The following is a 17,717-nucleotide window of genomic DNA, read 5'->3' as shown; positions in this document are numbered from 1 at the left end:
TAATAACATATTTAGTTTAATAATAACATGTACGAAGTGACAGCTGACAACCGATTAAAGAAACTGATTATCGTTGGAGATCGTGTTTTGATAAAACCCAAAAGTCCGTCGGACAGAACCAATAGTGGGCTGTATCTGCCACCAACTGTAACTGAAAAGGAACAGGTGCAAAGCGGATATGTGATCAAGGTGGGACCGGGTTATCCCATACCGGCAGCAACAGAAGATGAGCCTTGGAAAGAAACAGAGGAAAAGGTGAAATATATGCCTTTGCAGTCAATGGAAGGCGATGTAGCTATATACCTTCAGAGAAATGCTATCGATCTTGAATATGATGGAGAGAAATATGTGATCGTGCCGCAATCATCTATTCTGATGTTGGAGCGGACAGAAGATTTATATTAATTCTTCAAAATGTCTGACGTTATATGGTAATTGAAAAACGGGAGTATTAACTTGGTAAATCCTGACAAAGCAGTCCACGCAGGACTGCTTTATTTTTTACCTAAAATCAACGATATGCTGTATTTACTCTTGACTCTTCTGAATTTTGGGTTACTGATCTGGTTCATATTTATCTGTTTCAGCGTATTTAAACTGGTCAAAGAAAGCATGGGAATACCCGCTCTGATCGTATTTATACTTGGATGTTTTTCTTTTACTAAAGAACGGATCACAAACAAAGATGCTCCAATATATAGTGGAGGGGACAGAACGATTGGCTGGCAAACTTTGGAAAGCGGGATTTCTCATGAAATCGCGCTCAGTTATTCATATCCTAAAGACACGCTTGATCGTGCAGAAGGTAAAATTGTACAAAGTGGACTTATGGGTGGGCATCAATGGGAGACTACAAATGTGACTTTTTACGAAAGCAAAGGAAAGATATATTATCTGGTGTCGGGTACTCATAACTGGAAACTACTCGGACTGACACTTTACAATGAACCGAAGCAGTTTAGCGGAGAAGTTAAACAATAAAAAATTTGTTCGCAATTTGCCTGACCGAAGCAGTACCTTTGCATTATGTCGGATTTTGAAAAAATAGAAAATACACTTGCAGGAATGGGTATTGACGCCCTGAATGAGATGCAGGTGGCTGCCCGCAAAGCAATTACAGAAAGTGATGAAGTACTACTTTTGTCACCAACAGGTTCAGGAAAAACGCTTGCTTTTTTGCTGCCTCTCGTATCATTAATGGAAAAGGAGCATGATCAGGTACAGTGTCTCGTAATTGTACCTACACGGGAGCTTGCCTTACAAATTGAACAGGTATGGAGAAAGATGTCCACTGGATATAAAGTGACTTGCTGTTACGGCGGGCATGATATGCAAACGGAAATACGAAGTTTGGTGGAGCCTCCTGCATTGTTAATTGGAACGCCGGGCCGTCTTTTGGATCATATGCATCGTAAATCTTTCTCATATAGTCGTGTGCGTACACTTGTATTGGATGAATTTGATAAGTCGCTGGAAATGGGTTTCCAGGAAGAGATGACAGAGATTATCCAGAATGTGCGTTGGGTTACTAAAAAGGTGCTGGTTTCTGCTACAGCCGGGCCCAAAATTCCATCATTTGTTAAGTTTAAAAATCCGGTAGAACTTGATTTCATTTCCAACAAGAATGAAGCAAGCGGGCTAACGGTGGTTCAGGTGATCAGTCCGGACAGTAACAAGATGAATAGTCTGGTTCGGCTTCTTGGTGCTATAGGCAGTGAATCCGCTATGATTTTCTGTAATCAACGTGATACTGTTGTGCGCATCAGTGAGATATTGAAAGAGGAAGGCTTAGAATGCGCGTTTTTTCATGGAAAACTGGAGCAGGAGGATCGTGAACGGACATTAATCAGGTTTAGAAATGGCTCTGTGCGTTACATTGCAGCCACTGACCTCGCAGCTCGCGGACTGGATATTCCGGAAGTTAAACATGTGATCCATTTTGAATCTCCTATGAGGGCCGATGAATTCCGCCACCGAAACGGGCGAACTGCACGTATGCAATCGGAAGGAACAGCATATGTGATGCTCAATTCGGATGAAACAATTCCTGATTACATCACTATCAAACCTAAGGATTTTACTTTACCTTCCAAATACGTAGCACCTGAAGCTCCTTTGTGGACCACGATCTATATCAGTGGGGGAAAGAAGAATAAACTCAATAAAATGGATATTGTAGGTTTTCTTTTACAAAAAGGAAAGCTGGAGAAACAGGACCTGGGATTGATTGAGGTTAAGGATACTATCTCATTTGCTGCAGTGAATAAAACAAAAGTTCGTAAAATGCTGGATCTGATCACCTCAGAAAAAATGAAAGGTAAAAAATACAAAATTGAAGTGGCAAGGTAACGGAGATTCAGATATTTCTTAAAATTGTAAATCCGAGCAGTATGACAAATGCTGAAACAGCAATAGCTTTTTTTCTGAAAAATGTGTAAGATGGGGCACGCATCAAAACTTCAGATAACGCTATATAGATCAGGATCATCGTCACCGGATATACCAGCGCGTTGAGCTGAAAGGCATTCAGGAAGTGGCCATGTAAAAGCTGATGAAAAGCACGCTGTCCACCACAACCCCAGCAAAGCCAGTTTGTTGTCGCGTGCAACAGACAAGGAGGTCCCCAGGAATGTTCTGAGGGATCAAAGCTATAATAGATGGTCACGGTAGCAAGTACCGTGACCAAAATGGTTAACTTTTTGATGGTAACCAAGTGGCGCTGGTTCGTCATGCCGACCTAGTCTCTTACAACAAAGACCCTGACAATAAGATCGTGAAGAGCCTGTTCCTCTTTGTTAAAAAGTGGCCACAACCACAATAAAAAGCAAAAGTTAAGTGTCAGGTATTTAATAAGGGTACGACCAATCGCAGCTCCCAGCGTAAGTCCGTTGCCGTATTCATCCCGGACCTGTATTTTCATCAGGCTCTTGCCTAATGTAGCACGACGTGGGGAACTGAGCATGAAGACTTCATAAATGATTGGCCCCAAAAAGCTAATCAAAAGTAGTGGTAATATTGCGAGTCCACCTAGCAAAGCTGCAAAGTCATTATCAAATGTGCGTGTTAATCCGCCTATTCCGAATAGGGGGACAATAAGGACTGACATTGCGACTCCAACAATAAGTGTATCAATGATCTGAGCTACGAGTCTGTTACCAAATCCTGCGAGTGTAAAATTTTGCATAGTCAGGTTGCTTGAATGGTTGTGAAGTACCTAAGTAAGCATCAAGATAGCAAATAGGAAAGAAATTTAGGCTGAAAGGTAAAACAATCGGATAAATGTAAAATTTGGGCAACAAAAAAAGCACCCCACTTCGGCAGGATGCTTTCAAAAATGCTGTTATGACTTAAACTTAGATAACGCGAACGTTAACTGCGTTTAGACCTTTTTTGCCATTTTCTACGTCATAAGACACTTTGTCGTTTTCACGGATATCGTCCTGAAGACCTGAAACGTGTACGAAAATGTCTTTTTCACCGCTTGACGGTTGGATGAAACCAAATCCTTTGGAATCATTGAAAAACTTAACTGTGCCTTCTGCCATTAGTATTGATCTTATATTTTTTAAAGCTCAAATGTAGATAGAAAATAGAGATATACAAGAAAAATAATTAAAAAGGTTTAGAATTAATCTATTTAGTTAGGCGTTCAAAACCAGAGTTTTAAGAATAATTATATCTTTTATGTTGTTTCAAGATGTTGGTCGCTCTTGGTATTTTACAATTTGACAGTGCTTATTTAAATCCTTTGTATTGTTTTTCTGTTTTTAATTTACATTTTATGAATGTAGGAAAATGATTAGCTTTACTTCGATTATTTCTATTTCAAAAAAATGCCGGTTTTAAAAGAAACTGATTTTATTTCTCCCTTCTGGTTGCCCAACGGGCACATGCAGACCATTTATCCTGCGCTTTTCAGGAAAGTAGCGGGTGTTATATACCGGCGGGAGCGAATAATTACGCCTGATCAGGATTTTCTCGATCTGGACTGGTCGCCGGCAAGCCATGGTCATTCACGCAAAATTGTAATCCTTTCTCATGGTCTTGAAGGAAACAGCACCAAGCAATATATAGTAGGTATGGTGAAGTTGCTGAATAGTGCAGGATATGATTGTCTGGCTTGGAATTTTCGTAGCTGTAGTGGTGAGATGAATAGCACTCATGTTTTTTATCACAGTGGCGCTACGGATGATCTTGATCTTGTTGTTGGGCATGCCGTTTCGAGAGGCTATCAGGAAGTCTACCTTATGGGTTTTAGTCTGGGAGGAAATCTTACACTCAAATATCTGGGGGAAAAGGAGAGGCAGCGCAGTAAACTTATTCGAAAAGCTGTTGTATTCAGTGTTCCTATGGATTTGAAGCAATGCAGCCTGTCCATTATCAAAAGAGAGAACCGTATCTATATGCATCGTTTTCTCAACACGTTACGCCCTAAAGTAAATACCAAATCACTTTCGTTTCCTGATAAAATAAGTCTGACGAAAGATCATCTGGTGAAAACGCTCTACGACTTTGACGACGTTTACACAGCACCTTTACATGGATTTGATAGTGCATCACACTATTATGAAATGTGCAGTTCCATGTTTTTTGTAGAGCATATTGCAATCCCAACCTTGATTGTAAATGCTGATAATGATCCGATTGTACCGGGATCCAGTTTGCCTCTTGATCTGATCAGTTCACTTGACCATGTGCATCTTGAATTAACCAGCCAGGGTGGTCATTGTGGTTTCCGGCAGTCACAATTATTGAATGGCGTTTATTGGTCTGAGAAAAGAGCACTCGATTTTATACAAAAAAGTGATTTTTTGTAAATAAATATATATCCCAGGATAATTAAATGCTTGCACCGGATATTTTGTTAGCGACATAGTAAACAGATTTGTAATTTTGTCTCCTTATCAGCAAGCTATCGGATTGAGTATTTTTGATTTGTATACTTTTAAATTGGTAATTAATAAGTTATCTGCCGCTTCATGCCCACATTAACACTTAACAGCCCGTACATTATCATTGATTTTGACAGTACTTTCAGCAAAGTTGAAGGTCTGGATGAATTAGCTGCCATTGCGCTTGCAGGGCATCCCGAACGTGAAAGGATCGTTCAGGAAATAGTTGATCTTACAAACAAAGGTATGAACGGAGAGATGTCGTTTGCCGAAGGACTTCGCCAGCGCATCGGTCTGCTGAAAGCAAACCGCTCTCATATTGAAGATCTGATTGTATTCCTAAGAACCAGGGTTTCGGATTCATTCAAAAGAAATCAACATTTTCTCACTGAGAATACTGACAATATATTTATTGTATCGAGCGGTTTCAAAGAATTTATTGTACCCATCGCTACCGAACTGGGTATTCGTGCAGACCATGTATATGCCAATGAATTCCGGTTTGATCAGGACGATAATATTATTGGTCTAGACGAAAACAATGTGTTGTCAACCGATGGGGGAAAGATAAAGCTGCTTGAAAGTTTAAAACTGGAAGGTGAAGTCTTTGCCATTGGCGACGGATATACGGATTATCAATTGAAAGAATCTGGTCTTGCAAGTCGTTTTTATGCTTTTACAGAAAATGTAGAACGACCTAAGGTTGTTGCAGTTGCTGATCATATTGCTACTTCTTTTGATGATTTTCTTTATGATAATAAGTTAAGCAGAAGTCAATCCTATCCGAAAAGCAGGATCAAAGTCCTTTTGCTGGAAAACGTTCACCCGGTAGCACTTCGCGCATTTGAAGAGCAAGGGTTTAACGTAGAGTTTGTAAAAGGCGCATTGGATGAGGATGAGCTTTGTGAGCGTATCAAAGATGTATCAATCATCGGTATTCGTTCCAAAACCAACATCACAAAACGTGTACTTGAGCATGCGAATCGTCTGATGGCGATCGGTGCATTTTGCATAGGTACGAATCAGATTGATCTTGATGAAGCTGCCAGCCGTGGTATTGCAGTATTCAACGCTCCTTATAGTAACACGCGTTCTGTAGTGGAACTGGCGGTCGGTGAAATGATTTTGCTGATCCGTAACATTGTTACCAAAAGCAACCAAATGCACGCAGGTATATGGGACAAGTCGGCCAACGGAAGTTTTGAAGTGCGTGGTAAAAAACTGGGAATGGTAGGATACGGAAGTATTGGTACCCAATTATCTGTGGTTGCCGAGGCTTTGGGTATGGAAGTGTATTTCTATGATGGAATTGAAAAACTGTCTCTTGGAAATGCAAGAAAACTGAATACGCTGGAGGAGCTTCTGGCTATTTCAGATGTAATCAGTATGCATGTGGATGGCCGTAAAGAGAACAAAAACCTGATCGGGAAGCGGGAGTTTGATTTGATGAAGGACGGCGTTATCTTTATGAATCTGTCCCGCGGACATGTTGTAGATATAGCGGCATTAGCCGACGCAGTGAAAAGTGGAAAAGTGGCCGGTGCAAGTGTGGATGTGTTCCCTTACGAGCCCAAAACAAATGCTGAATCTTTCGAAAGCGAGCTTCGTGGGTTACCAAACGTAATTCTTACTCCGCACATTGGAGGAAGTACAGAAGAAGCGCAGGAAAATATTGGTCATTTTGTGCCTTCAAAGTTGTTGGAATTCATGAACAACGGTAGTTCATATGGAAGCGTTAACTTCCCGGAAGTACAACTACCTAAACTCAAAGATTCGCACCGCCTGCTCCATATTCACGCCAATGTACCGGGTGTACTGGCTAAGTTGAACCAGATCTTTGCGAAAAATAATATTAATATCACAGGCCAGTATCTGAAAACCAATGAACATATCGGTTATGTGATTGTAGATATTGCCAAAGGCTATAAAGAAGAATTTATCCAGGAAGTGAAAGAGGTTGAAGGTACGATCAGGTCCCGGATGTTGTATTGAGGAGTAGGTAAAGAAGTTAGGGGAAGTTAAGAAGTTAGAGGAGTTACTTCTTGAAAAGTCTGTTTTTTGATTTGATTATGATAGATTTGAAGTATCACTTCATCATAATCATGAAGAAATGGAAAAGAGTCGATCTTTTGAAAATCTGATTGTTTGGCAAAAGGCACATTCCTTTGGCCATATACAGAATGACTACTATTCCCTAAGTCCGAAATATTTAATCTTACTTCTCAATTCAGAAGAGCAGGAGTTTCAATTCCTGCCAATATTGCAGAAGGCTATAAAAGGTTGGGCCGTGCCGATAAGGCACGGTTCTATAATATAGCACAAGGAGCTCTTGAAGAGAGTCGTTATTATTTGCGTCTAAGCAAGGATCTGAATTATTTGTCAGACAATGATTACCAGGAAAATAAGTTATTGCTCGAAGAGGTCAGCCGATTACTTAATAGCTATGCAGCAAAAGTATCAGGTAACTGATTGGACCTGATTTTAATCGAAAGGCTAACTTCAATAACTACTTAACTACTATAACTTCTGTTTTAATGCTTACTTTTTTTACCCCCGGTCCAGCCCAGCTCTATCCCACTTTTGAAAAACATGTGCAGACATTCATTGCAAATCAGCTTGGCTCGATTTCGCACAGAAGTCAGCAGTACAGGGATTTGCATAAGTTCACTGTAGAGCAGGTAAGAACTTTGCTGAATGTACCTGATTCCCACGCCATCCTCTTTTTAGGCTCCGCTTCTGAAGCGTGGGAGCGTATTTTATTCAGTTGTGTGGAGTTGGAGAGCTTCCATTTGGTGAATGGTTCTTTCTCCAAAAAGTTTTATGATTACTCCAATGCATTGAACAAGTACGCCCACAAGCAGGAAAAGCCGATGGGAGAAGGATTCGTAGCATCGGAGGTAATTGTGCCTGAATATGCGGAATTGATTTGCACCACGCACAATGAAACCAGTTCTGGTGTGCAGATGGGTGTTAATGAAATACATAAATTAAAACAAAAGAATCCGGATAAGCTGATAGCCGTGGATATGGTGTCTTCTGCACCTTACCCGGATCTGGATTATTCATTGGTCGATACTGCATTCTTTTCTGTTCAGAAGGCGTTTGGCCTTCCGGCAGGGCTTGGTGTCTGGATTGTAAATGAAAAATGTCTGCATAAAGCAGAATCGATTCGCCAGCAGTATTCGATTGGAGCCCACAATGATCTGCCAACCTTGTGGAAAAACGCCCAAAACAATGAAACACCGGCAACGCCTAATGTAATGGGGATTTATCTGTTAGGGAAAATAGCGGAGGATCTTAACAAAATAGGTGTTGCCGCAATCAGAAAAGAAACAGAACAAAAAGCGGCTTTGCTTTACAAGTTTTTCGAAAAGCAGAGCGGATTTTCATTGTTTGTAAAAGAAAAGTCACAACGGTCACAAACTGTTATTGTCACAAATACCGAAGCTCCGTCTGCAGATATCATCAAGGCGGTGAAGGAAAAAGGATTGGTTATAGGAAGCGGTTACGGACAGTTTAAAGGATCGCAGTTACGTGTGGCCAATTTCCCGGCAACGAGTACTGCACAAATTGAAGAGCTGATCAGCGTTTTAAACACGCTGTAAAACATAACAGATACTTAAAGAATAAAGAAGCGTAGAATCTCCGGATTTTGCGCTTCTTTGTTTTGTGGATATTTCAAATGGCCCGATCACGTATGATTTCCGTATTGCTACGTAACCATTGTTCCTTCCCTTACCTTTTAAATTTTTTCTATGATGAACGATTCAACGAATCAGCATGATGGCCAGTCGCGCCGAAGTTTTATCAAGACATCTTCATTGGCAGCATCCACATTCTTTATTGTCCCACGACATGTACTGGGGAAAGGCTTTATCGCTCCGAGCGACAAACTGAATATTGCAGGCATTGGGGTGGGGGGTAAAGGTAAAAGTGACCTGGCTAGTTTCGCGAAAAGCCCGAATGTCAATATTGTGGCGTTGTGTGATGTGGACGATCGCCAGGCGGTTGCGTCCAAAGCGGCCTTTCCTAAAGCCAGCTATTACAAAGATTTCCGGGAAATGCTTGCCAAAGAAGACAAAAGCATTGATGCAGTTTCTATATCAACACCCGACAATACCCACGCGGTTGCTACACTGGCTGCTATGCAGCTTGGTAAACATGTGTATACACAGAAGCCACTTACACATGATATTTACGAAGCGCGTATTCTTGGTCAGGCTGCAAAGAAATATAAAGTTATCACGCAAATGGGAAACCAGGGTGGATCGGGCAATGGTGTACGACGGATGAAGGAAATATACGATTCCGGAGTCATTGGTGAAGTGCACAAAGTATTGTGCTGGACCAACCGACCTGTATGGCCACAGGCGGTTCCTACGGATAACGTCGATCCGATTCCGGCTGAATTGGATTTTGATTTATGGCTGGGCCCCGCTCCAAAAGTAGGTTACAATAAGGCATATCTCCCATGGAACTGGAGAGGCTGGTGGCCATATGGTACGGGCGCTTTGGGTGATATGGCTTGTCATATTATGGATCCTGTTTATCGTATTCTTCCCATTTTATACCCTGTTTCAGTAGAATGCAGCGTTGCCGGCACATGGACATTTACGTTGCGTGAAAAAGATCATAATCCTGACTGGACGCCGTTTTCTTCAACTATACATCTGGATTACCCCCGTAATGACGGCAAAGGCAATATCAAGGTAAGTTGGTATGATGGCGGCATTTTGCCAGAACGTCCTGAGGAACTGCTTCCTGGAGAAGCATTTGGAAATCCCGACGGCGGCGTGCTGTTTATCGGTGATAAAGGTAAGCTGATGGCCGATTGCTACGGTGCTAATCCACGTCTTTTACCATTAAAGAAAAACGAAACTTTAAATATTCCCGAGACAATCAAACGGGTTCCTAATGAAGACCATTATCTCAACTGGGTCGATGCCTGTATTGCCGGTTATGGAAAGGGGCAAACGAGCTCACCTTTTGAATACGCAGCACCTTTTACAGAAAGTATTTTGATTGGCAATCTTGCCCTGAGAAGCTGGATGTTAAGAGACAAGCCTGACGCCCAGAAAACTGCTGATAAATACAATGGTCGGAAGAAACTTTTATGGGATGCTCAAAATATGAAAGTAACCAATTATGATCTGGCTAACCAGTACGTAAAACGTGACTACCGGGATGGCTGGGAGTTGAAGTTATAAGTACTGACTATTTTTACATATTAAAACCTGTTTAAAACTCGGGTAAGCTTTAAACAGGTTTTTTAGTTATTATTAAATTTATTAAATAGCATTTAAAGAATATATTTTTAGCTTTATGCCCTGTTAGTTAAAAGCATTAGTTGGTGGCCACTTTTGAAACGTTGAGAAATTTCGGGACCGATCAGGAATTGTGGGCTGCAATACGCCGCAGTGACGAAGTAGCGTTTACAAGGATGTTTGATACCTATCACTCTACACTCTACAACTACGGCTTTAAGCTTTGCAGCAATTCTGCTATTGTGGAAGATGCTGTTCAGGATGTTTTCATCGATATCTGGCGACTCAGACAAAGTCTGGTAGAGAATATTTCTTCCATCAAATTTTATTTGTACAGAGCCCTACGTCGCAGGATTACCTTAGCATTAGGCAAATTCCCGCTTACAGAGGAAATCAGCGTATTGAATGAAAACAACGAGCCGTCTAGTTTTGCTACTATGGAAACAATACTGATTGCCACAGAATCTTCGGAAATACGTTCCCGTCAGATACAGGATTTACTTGCTGGTCTTCCCGATCGTCAGGTAGAAGCACTTACGCTGCGTTATTTTGATGATTTCAGTATTGATGAGATTTCCCAGATTATGGGAGTCAGTGAAAAATCTGTCCGCAACTTTATTTATAAGGCGCTCACTTCGATGCGGGAGCACCGCCAGAGTTTGTTGCTTTCTTCCTTGATTTTCTGCCTGTTATTTATTTTTTAGAATTTTATTTAAAAATAATTTCATTTTGGAGGGGTCATTTTGCAAAAGTGAGGCTCTTTCTATTTGAAAGCCTTAAAACCAGTTTATCACTCGCATGAAGTACGATCCATATTCGCTCACGGAATTAATTCGGAACGACGACTTTATTGCTTGGGTAAGACATCCTGATGAAGCGAGTGAAACAAGATGGCAGGAATTCTTAAAAAATAATCCTGAAAAGCGAAGTGTAGTAGAAGATGCCCGGGGATATGTAAATCTGGTTGCTGAAGATACCGGGAAGCATAAGCCCACTACGGAACAAAGCCGGAAAATGTGGAGTGTGGTAGAAAGTCGTATGGCTGAGGAATCTGCTGAAGAGATTGCTGTTTCTGGAGAGAAAATAATTAATTCATGGAGATGGGCACGAGTTGCCGCATCGGTAGTTTTGGTAGCGGGTTTCGGTGTAGCTGTATACTGGTATCAGCACAGGCCATCGAAAATGTTAGTTGCAGGCGAAAGTGCAAAGACCGAAACCGTGAGTGAAATAGTCGAGAAAGTGAATAATTCCGACAAACCTATGACGATACTGCTGGAAGATGGCAGTTCGGTTGTGCTGGAGCCAAAAGGGAGATTGACTTTTGCCAGCAAAAGCGACCCGCATAAACGTGAAGTAAGTTTGAGGGGAAGGGCATTTTTTGAAATCAGGAAAAATCCGAACCGTCCTTTTCTTGTATATACGGATGGACTTGCTACCAAAGTGCTTGGAACGAGCTTTCTGATTGATGCCCCTGATAATGGATCGGAAGTAAAAGTTGAAGTAAAAACCGGTAAGGTTTCCGTATTTCCTCTTCGTATGAATGCCAGCGACAAGGAGAGGGAAGAATTTACGAAGCCGGAATTAAAAGGATTGATTCTCATGCGCAACGAAAAGATAGCGTTTTCAAAGATAGATGGTAAAACAATTCGATTACAGGATGTTTTAGTCTCTGTACCCGCGGGCACTGACATTGCAAACCAAATTTTCATATTTGACGAAACACCGGCATCAGAAGTGTTTAAGGCATTGGAAAGTGCTTACAACATGAAGATCATTTATGACAAGTCACTAATGAGTGAGTGCCCTTTGAATGCAACACTCATAGGACAATCCTTCACAGAAAAGTTAGATGTGATTTGTGCTGCACTTGATGCCCGTTACGAGATCAGAGAAAATACAACCACGATATCCGGTAACGGATGTAACTGAATAAAACTATTCCTAACCTTTATTATTTAATACACTAAACCGTTTTAGCCTATGATTTAAATACATTACCCTACACTACAAAACAAAAAAGGATCAGCCATGTTGCAGCATGACTGATCCAAAGGTTTTCCCAAAGTAATTGATGTTACTGCTCATCCGCTTTTCAGTGGATGCAGGGAAAGATTTCGTTGAATAATCTCCTTAACCAACAAATCCATTCAAAAATATGAAAAAAGTTCGACGAATTGATGACTTACTCTTTACACTCATGCGTATAACAGTCATTCAATGCTTTTTGGCGTGCCTGTTTCTGGGCGTGTCGCTGGCACATGATGGGAGAGGTCAGTCCGCTCTTAGTCAGAAGGTGACGCTTAATGTCGAAAATCAGGACATTAAAAAAATTTTAAATCAACTTGAAAAGCAGACCAACATCAAGTTTGTCTACAGTTCCAAGCTGATTCAATCCGATCGCAAAGCAACAATTAAGATTCAGAATGGGTCGCTCTCCCGCGTTCTGGATGAGTTGTTGACACCTTTGCAGCTAAACTATAAAGCTTCAGACGACCTAATTGTGATTAAGCCGGAACGTGCGTCTGAAAAAGTTTCAGAGTCGGCCTCAGACCCAGGTAAAAAAAGTGAATCCGCATCGGCCGACCGGACTATCACAGGAACGGTAAAAGATGACGGCGGCAATGCTCTTGCAGGAGTTAGTATCGTTGTAAAAGGTACTCAAACGGGAACATCATCAGATGCAGATGGAAAATTTTCCCTTACATTACCTGAGGGAGATGCCATTCTGGTTTTTTCTTTCGTAGGATTTCTTTCAAATGAAATAACTGTTGTAGGTAGCCAAAGTGATGTGAATGTAACGCTGAAAGTGGATGATAAAGCACTTGAAGAGGTAGTAGTAGTGGGATATGGTACACAAAAGAAGGAATCGCTGACAGGTGCGATTGCTACCGTAACCAGCAAAGACCTGGAACGTGTCCATGGCGGATCGACGGTAAGTTCAGGACTGGCCGGAAAAATCCCGGGAGTAACTTTCCGTATGCCTGACGGCCGGCCTGGGGCAAGCGCTAACATCCAAATTCGGAATATGGGTAATCCGCTATATGTGATCGATGGTATTCAGCAGGATGCGGGGCAGTTTAATAATATCGCACCTAATGACATTGAAAGTATTACGGTACTGAAAGACGCCTCTGCTGCAATTTATGGGGTAAGGGCTGCGAATGGAGTTGTCGTAGTGACGACCAAACGAGGTAAAAACGGTACAAAAAATACGGTCAATCTGGATGCTTATACAGGTTGGCAAAACTGGTCTCGCTTCCCAAATGTTGTCAATGATTCATATCAGTGGATGGCAGGCAGAGCAGAAGCAGAAATGAACCAGTACGGCAGAACCAATATTACTCAGGCTGAACTAGAGAAATATAAACTTGGAACTGAGCCTGGCTATCAGAGTTTTAATTGGAAGGACTATATTGTGAAAGGTAATTCTCCGTTGTATTCGCTCAATCTGAATATGACGGGAGGTTCGGATAAAATCACCTACTACATTTCTGCAACCAAACTAAGTCAAAACTCAGTGCTTGGTCGTGAATTTACTTTCGAAAGAAGTAACATCCAAAGTAATGTAGATGCCAAGATTACAGATAATCTTAAGATAGGTGTGCAAATTAATGGCAGGATTGAAGTACGAGATAATCCGGGAATTCCTGGTGGTGATGATTATTGGCTTCCTCGTTTTGCTATCTTACGTAACCGACCTTTCGAAAGACCCTATGCGAATGACAATCCTAACTACCTGAACGACATCAAACATAACGAGACCAACTGGGCTTATAACAACAAAAAGCTGGGTGGTTATCAGACAGATATCTGGCGGGTGTTGCAAAGCAACATGAATGCAGAGTACAAAATTCCGGGTGTGAAAGGATTGGTCGCCAAGGGGATGTATTCGTACTATATCGCCGATCAGGTAATGAACGGCCACGAATATACCTACAAAGCTTATACCTATAATCCGCAGGATGATACCTACAATGTAACGGGGGGGAGTACCAACCCATGGAGAGAACGCAGGACGAGAAAGATCATCAGAAATGTGTATCAGGGCCAATTGAACTACAATAATACTTTTGGTAAAAATACATTCGGTGCCACTTTCGTCGCAGAGCGTCAGGAAGAGCGTGACCAGGAGCAATGGGTTCACTCAGTGCCTTCTACGAATGTATTGCCGCTTGTTTATTTTGCCAACATGGATACGTACGATGATAAAGATAATCAACTTGCACGTATAGGGTATATCGGTAGGGTAAATTATGACTATGCAGGCAAGTATTATGTGGAAGCATCTGCGAGACGCGACGCTTCATGGAAGTTTGCTCCGGACCGTCGTGTGGGATATTTCCCGTCTGCATCGGCCGGGTGGCGTGTGACAGAGGAGCAGTTTATTAAAAATATTATTGGTGAGCGAAGTCTGTTGGACGATCTTAAAATCCGGGCGTCTTATGGTGTTCTTGGTGATGACGACATCGGAATCGGACCTTATGACTATTTGCCGGGTTATAACTACAATCAGGGGAATGTCATTTTGAGTGGAAATGCGGTAGTAACATCGCGTGACAAAGGTCAGATTATTAACAACATCTCCTGGTTTAAAAGTAAAATTTTTGATGTAGGAGCTGACTTCTCGCTCTTAGGCACAAAACTCGTCGGTACAGTAGATTACTTTCACCGTTTGAGAACAGGACTTCGTGGTAGAAAGTACGATATTCTCGTTCCCAGTGAATTGGGATATAGTCTTCCTGATGAAAACGTAAACAGCGATTCACAACGAGGCTGGGAAGGGTCTTTAACTTACAATAGCAAGGCGGGAGATGTATCGTACTCTATTGGTGGAAACGTATCATTTGCCAGAAGTAAGTTTGAGCAATCGTACAAACCAATTTTTAACAATTCTCTTGATCAATTCCGCAATTCGTCCGAAGGCAGATATAACAATATCTTCTGGGGTTATGAAACAATAGGACAATTTCAATCACAGGAGCAGATTAATGAGTATGCTGTAAACATTGATGGTCAGGGAAACAGGACCTTATTGCCCGGTGATCTGATTTATAAGGATATAAACGGTGATGGTTTGATTGATGGCAGGGACGAAAGACCAATAGGTTATACAGAAAGTGGTCAGCCGAATGTCAATTTTGGATTGAACCTGGCGGTAAGCTGGAAAGGATTTTCATTCAATGCAGACTTTTCGGGCGGAGCCATGTATTCGTGGAATCAAAACTGGGAACAAAGATGGGCTTACCAGAACGACGGTGCTTTGAACAGTATCTTCCTGGACAGATGGCATCGCAAGGATCCGTTTGATCTGAACAGTGAATGGATTCCTGGTAAGTATCCTGCGTTGCGTTATAACGACGGAGGTCATAGCAATTACAACAAAAATTCTACTTTCTGGTTGCACAACGTGAAATATATCCGTGCAAGAACAATCGAGTTTGGCTATTCACTTCCCAAATCGGTATTAGAGAAAATTAAAATGCAGCGGGCCAGGGTTTATATCAATGGTTACAACCTGTTCTCCATTGACAATCTCAAGGAGTTTGGGGTAGATCCTGAAATTGCAGACGGAAACGGTCTTCAATACCCTCAGAATAAGTTTGTCAACGTTGGGATAAGTCTGTCAATCTAAAATATTTAAAGACGTCGAAATGAAAAAGATATTCTATATAATTACAACGATCATGCTCGCTCTGAGTACCGGGTGTAATGATGACGCTTTCCTGGACCGGCCGCCTACAAGTCTTCTTTCCGAGGAGCAGGTCTGGGGAGATGAAGGGCAGGTTTTATCCTTATTAGGCAACCTGTACAACCGGTATTACGATATTGCATCTGTAAAAAACTGGGAAAGTCTGGGTATGTACAATGAGGCATTCTTCTCGAACGCCGGCAGTTATGGGATGTTCCAGTCGAGCGGATGGGGATATGGAAACGACTTTACTTGGGATTATGGCTACATCCGGGAAATGAATTTGTTTATTCAGAAATGTACTGCAGCGGATAAATTGAGTGCAGAAATTAAAGATAGATTTCTCGCAGAGGCACGTTTCCTACGGGCATCCTATTACTTCGAAATGGTAAAGCGAGAAGGTGGTGTTCCTTTGATTCTTGAACCACTGACCTACGATTTTAGTGGAGATCCTTCTTACCTCAGATATCCACGGGCGAAAGAGTCAGAAGTTTATGATTTTGTAATTAGCGAAGCAGAAGCAATCAAATCGAAGGTGCCTGCAAACGTAAACGAAAAATCAAGAGTTACCAAGGGTGCTGTGTTAGCAATGGAGGCAAGGGCAGCTTTGTATGCCGCGTCAATAGCGAAGTACGGAGTAAATACACCCGCAGTTTCACTGCCGGGTGGAGAAGTGGGAATTCCTGCTAATCTGGCAACGAGCTACTATACAAAGGCTTTGGCTGCTGCGAAGGAAATTATAAGTGGAGGAGCCGGTGCTTACGCACTTTACACTAAAAAGCCGGATTTATCTGAGAACTTCTCCAGCATTTTTTACGATAAGGCCAATAACTCCGAGGTGATTTTTGTCGACGACTTTAAGCTGAAAAGTGGCAAAGTACATGGTTTTACAATAGCAAACCAACCTCGCTATGGTGCGGAAGAAGAGGAAGGGGGACGTCTTAACCCTTCATTGAATTTCGTAGAAGCATTTGAAAAACTGGACAATACATTTGCTCCTATACCTACTGTGACTGCAGCGGGTGCACCTATCTATTACACCAATCAGGTAGACATTTTCGCAAACAGAGATGCGCGTCTTGCCGGGACTGTGATGTTACCAGGTACCGCTTTTAAAGGGAGAAACGTAGATATATGGGCTGGATTTCAGCTGGCTAACGGAACAATAGTGAGTGGTGATGATCGTGGTGCACAAAAAACACTTCCCGGAAAAACAGTTCCGGAACAGGTGGTAGGTTTCGACGGTCCGATTGATGGCTTTGAGTTCACTGCACAAACTGGCTTTTATCTTAGGAAATACCTTGATCCGGTTGTGGGGTCCGGGCAGCGCGGGGTTCAGAGTGAAGTTTGGTTTGTTCGTTATCGATTCGCTGAAGTATTGCTGAACGCGGCAGAAGCTGCTTTTGAACTGGGACAGTCTGCCGAGGCAGCAGGTTATATGAATCAGGTTCGCGCGCGCGCCGGACTCACAATACCTTTGAAAGCTTCAGAAATTACCTTTGATCGTATCGTACATGAACGTCGTGTGGAGCTTGCTTTTGAAGGACACTACCTCTACGATATGAAAAGATGGAGAATAGCACATCAAATTATGGATGGTAATGCTATTACAGCTGCAAATCTCTCTGCAGATCTCGGAAAAGCAACGAAGAGGAACACGCAACCATGGGGATTGTGGTCGTATAAAGTATATGATCCGACATCTGCCAACAACGGAAAGTGGATTTACAAAGTCACAAAACTAAGTCGTGTGACTGGAGCAGGCAGGTTCCAGCTAGGAAATTACTACGCCTATATTGCAGACGAGGTGGTTAATAATAATCCAAAAATTGTCAGGAACCCGAATCATTAAACTGTCAAACTTCAGATATT

15 protein-coding genes are annotated in these 17,717 nt (G+C 41.9%); 12 read left to right on the top strand and 3 right to left on the bottom strand.

The window, feature by feature from the left end; all coding sequences use genetic code 11:
• Positions 1–27: 27 nt before the first annotated feature.
• The 3 genes from AC1XUE_RS09625 (at position 28) to AC1XUE_RS09615 (ending at position 2,349) form a co-directional block, all read left to right on the top strand.
• Positions 28–405: a co-chaperone GroES gene (locus tag AC1XUE_RS09625; RefSeq protein ID WP_115831292.1), complete on the top strand. Its 378-nt coding sequence runs from the start codon at positions 28–30 to the stop codon at positions 403–405.
• A 114-nt stretch (positions 406–519) separates the two neighbouring features.
• Entirely contained in the window at positions 520–981 is a 462-nt protein-coding gene (locus AC1XUE_RS09620) for a hypothetical protein (RefSeq protein ID WP_483355716.1), read from the top strand.
• Between the two features lie 45 nt (positions 982–1,026).
• Positions 1,027–2,349: a DEAD/DEAH box helicase gene (locus tag AC1XUE_RS09615; protein ID WP_483355715.1), complete on the top strand. Its 1,323-nt coding sequence runs from the start codon at positions 1,027–1,029 to the stop codon at positions 2,347–2,349.
• A 7-nt stretch (positions 2,350–2,356) separates the two neighbouring features.
• Here the strand turns inward: AC1XUE_RS09615 and AC1XUE_RS09610 are convergent, their stop codons facing one another.
• From AC1XUE_RS09610 to AC1XUE_RS09600, 3 genes are all read right to left on the bottom strand, one after another.
• Complete coding sequence (locus AC1XUE_RS09610; RefSeq protein WP_483355714.1) at positions 2,357–2,731, bottom strand: DUF2752 domain-containing protein; 375 nt, start codon at positions 2,729–2,731, stop codon at positions 2,357–2,359.
• A 6-nt stretch (positions 2,732–2,737) separates the two neighbouring features.
• Positions 2,738–3,184, bottom strand: coding sequence for an RDD family protein (locus tag AC1XUE_RS09605; RefSeq protein WP_483355713.1), 447 nt, complete (start codon positions 3,182–3,184; stop codon positions 2,738–2,740).
• A 169-nt stretch (positions 3,185–3,353) separates the two neighbouring features.
• Positions 3,354–3,545, bottom strand: a complete 192-nt coding sequence (locus AC1XUE_RS09600; RefSeq protein WP_115831287.1) for a cold-shock protein — start codon at positions 3,543–3,545, stop codon at positions 3,354–3,356.
• Positions 3,546–3,833: 288 nt separating this feature from the next.
• On the opposite strand from AC1XUE_RS09600, the gene AC1XUE_RS09595 reads away from it, so the two are divergent.
• The 9 genes from AC1XUE_RS09595 to AC1XUE_RS09555 all read left to right on the top strand — a co-directional run bounded on the left by AC1XUE_RS09595 (position 3,834) and on the right by AC1XUE_RS09555 (position 17,697).
• The gene (locus AC1XUE_RS09595) at positions 3,834–4,817 is read left to right on the top strand and encodes a YheT family hydrolase (RefSeq protein WP_483355712.1); all 984 of its coding nucleotides are present in this window, start codon (positions 3,834–3,836) and stop codon (positions 4,815–4,817) included.
• Positions 4,818–4,979: 162 nt separating this feature from the next.
• Positions 4,980–6,884, top strand: a complete 1,905-nt coding sequence (serA, locus tag AC1XUE_RS09590) for a phosphoglycerate dehydrogenase (RefSeq protein ID WP_483355711.1) — start codon at positions 4,980–4,982, stop codon at positions 6,882–6,884.
• Between the two features lie 213 nt (positions 6,885–7,097).
• Entirely contained in the window at positions 7,098–7,361 is a 264-nt protein-coding gene (locus AC1XUE_RS09585; RefSeq protein ID WP_483356019.1) for a four helix bundle protein, read from the top strand.
• Between the two features lie 65 nt (positions 7,362–7,426).
• Positions 7,427–8,497 (top strand): aminotransferase class V-fold PLP-dependent enzyme, encoded by a 1,071-nt coding sequence (locus tag AC1XUE_RS09580; RefSeq protein WP_483355710.1) that lies wholly within the window; start codon positions 7,427–7,429, stop codon positions 8,495–8,497.
• Positions 8,498–8,650: 153 nt separating this feature from the next.
• Positions 8,651–10,099: a Gfo/Idh/MocA family protein gene (locus AC1XUE_RS09575; RefSeq protein WP_483356018.1), complete on the top strand. Its 1,449-nt coding sequence runs from the start codon at positions 8,651–8,653 to the stop codon at positions 10,097–10,099.
• 143 nt (positions 10,100–10,242) lie between these two features.
• Entirely contained in the window at positions 10,243–10,860 is a 618-nt protein-coding gene (locus AC1XUE_RS09570) for an RNA polymerase sigma factor (protein ID WP_483355709.1), read from the top strand.
• Positions 10,861–10,954: 94 nt separating this feature from the next.
• Positions 10,955–12,085 (top strand): FecR family protein, encoded by a 1,131-nt coding sequence (locus AC1XUE_RS09565; protein ID WP_483355708.1) that lies wholly within the window; start codon positions 10,955–10,957, stop codon positions 12,083–12,085.
• Positions 12,086–12,311: 226 nt separating this feature from the next.
• Positions 12,312–15,788, top strand: a complete 3,477-nt coding sequence (locus AC1XUE_RS09560; protein ID WP_483355707.1) for a TonB-dependent receptor — start codon at positions 12,312–12,314, stop codon at positions 15,786–15,788.
• Between the two features lie 19 nt (positions 15,789–15,807).
• Positions 15,808–17,697: a RagB/SusD family nutrient uptake outer membrane protein gene (locus tag AC1XUE_RS09555; RefSeq protein WP_483355706.1), complete on the top strand. Its 1,890-nt coding sequence runs from the start codon at positions 15,808–15,810 to the stop codon at positions 17,695–17,697.
• Positions 17,698–17,717 lie beyond the last annotated feature (20 nt).

It is taken from the genome of Dyadobacter sp. HNCC25DJ187, from assembly GCF_056895255.1.
The sequence above is the reverse complement of the archived record's forward strand: the minus strand, read 5'-3'. Positions and strand labels throughout refer to the sequence as shown.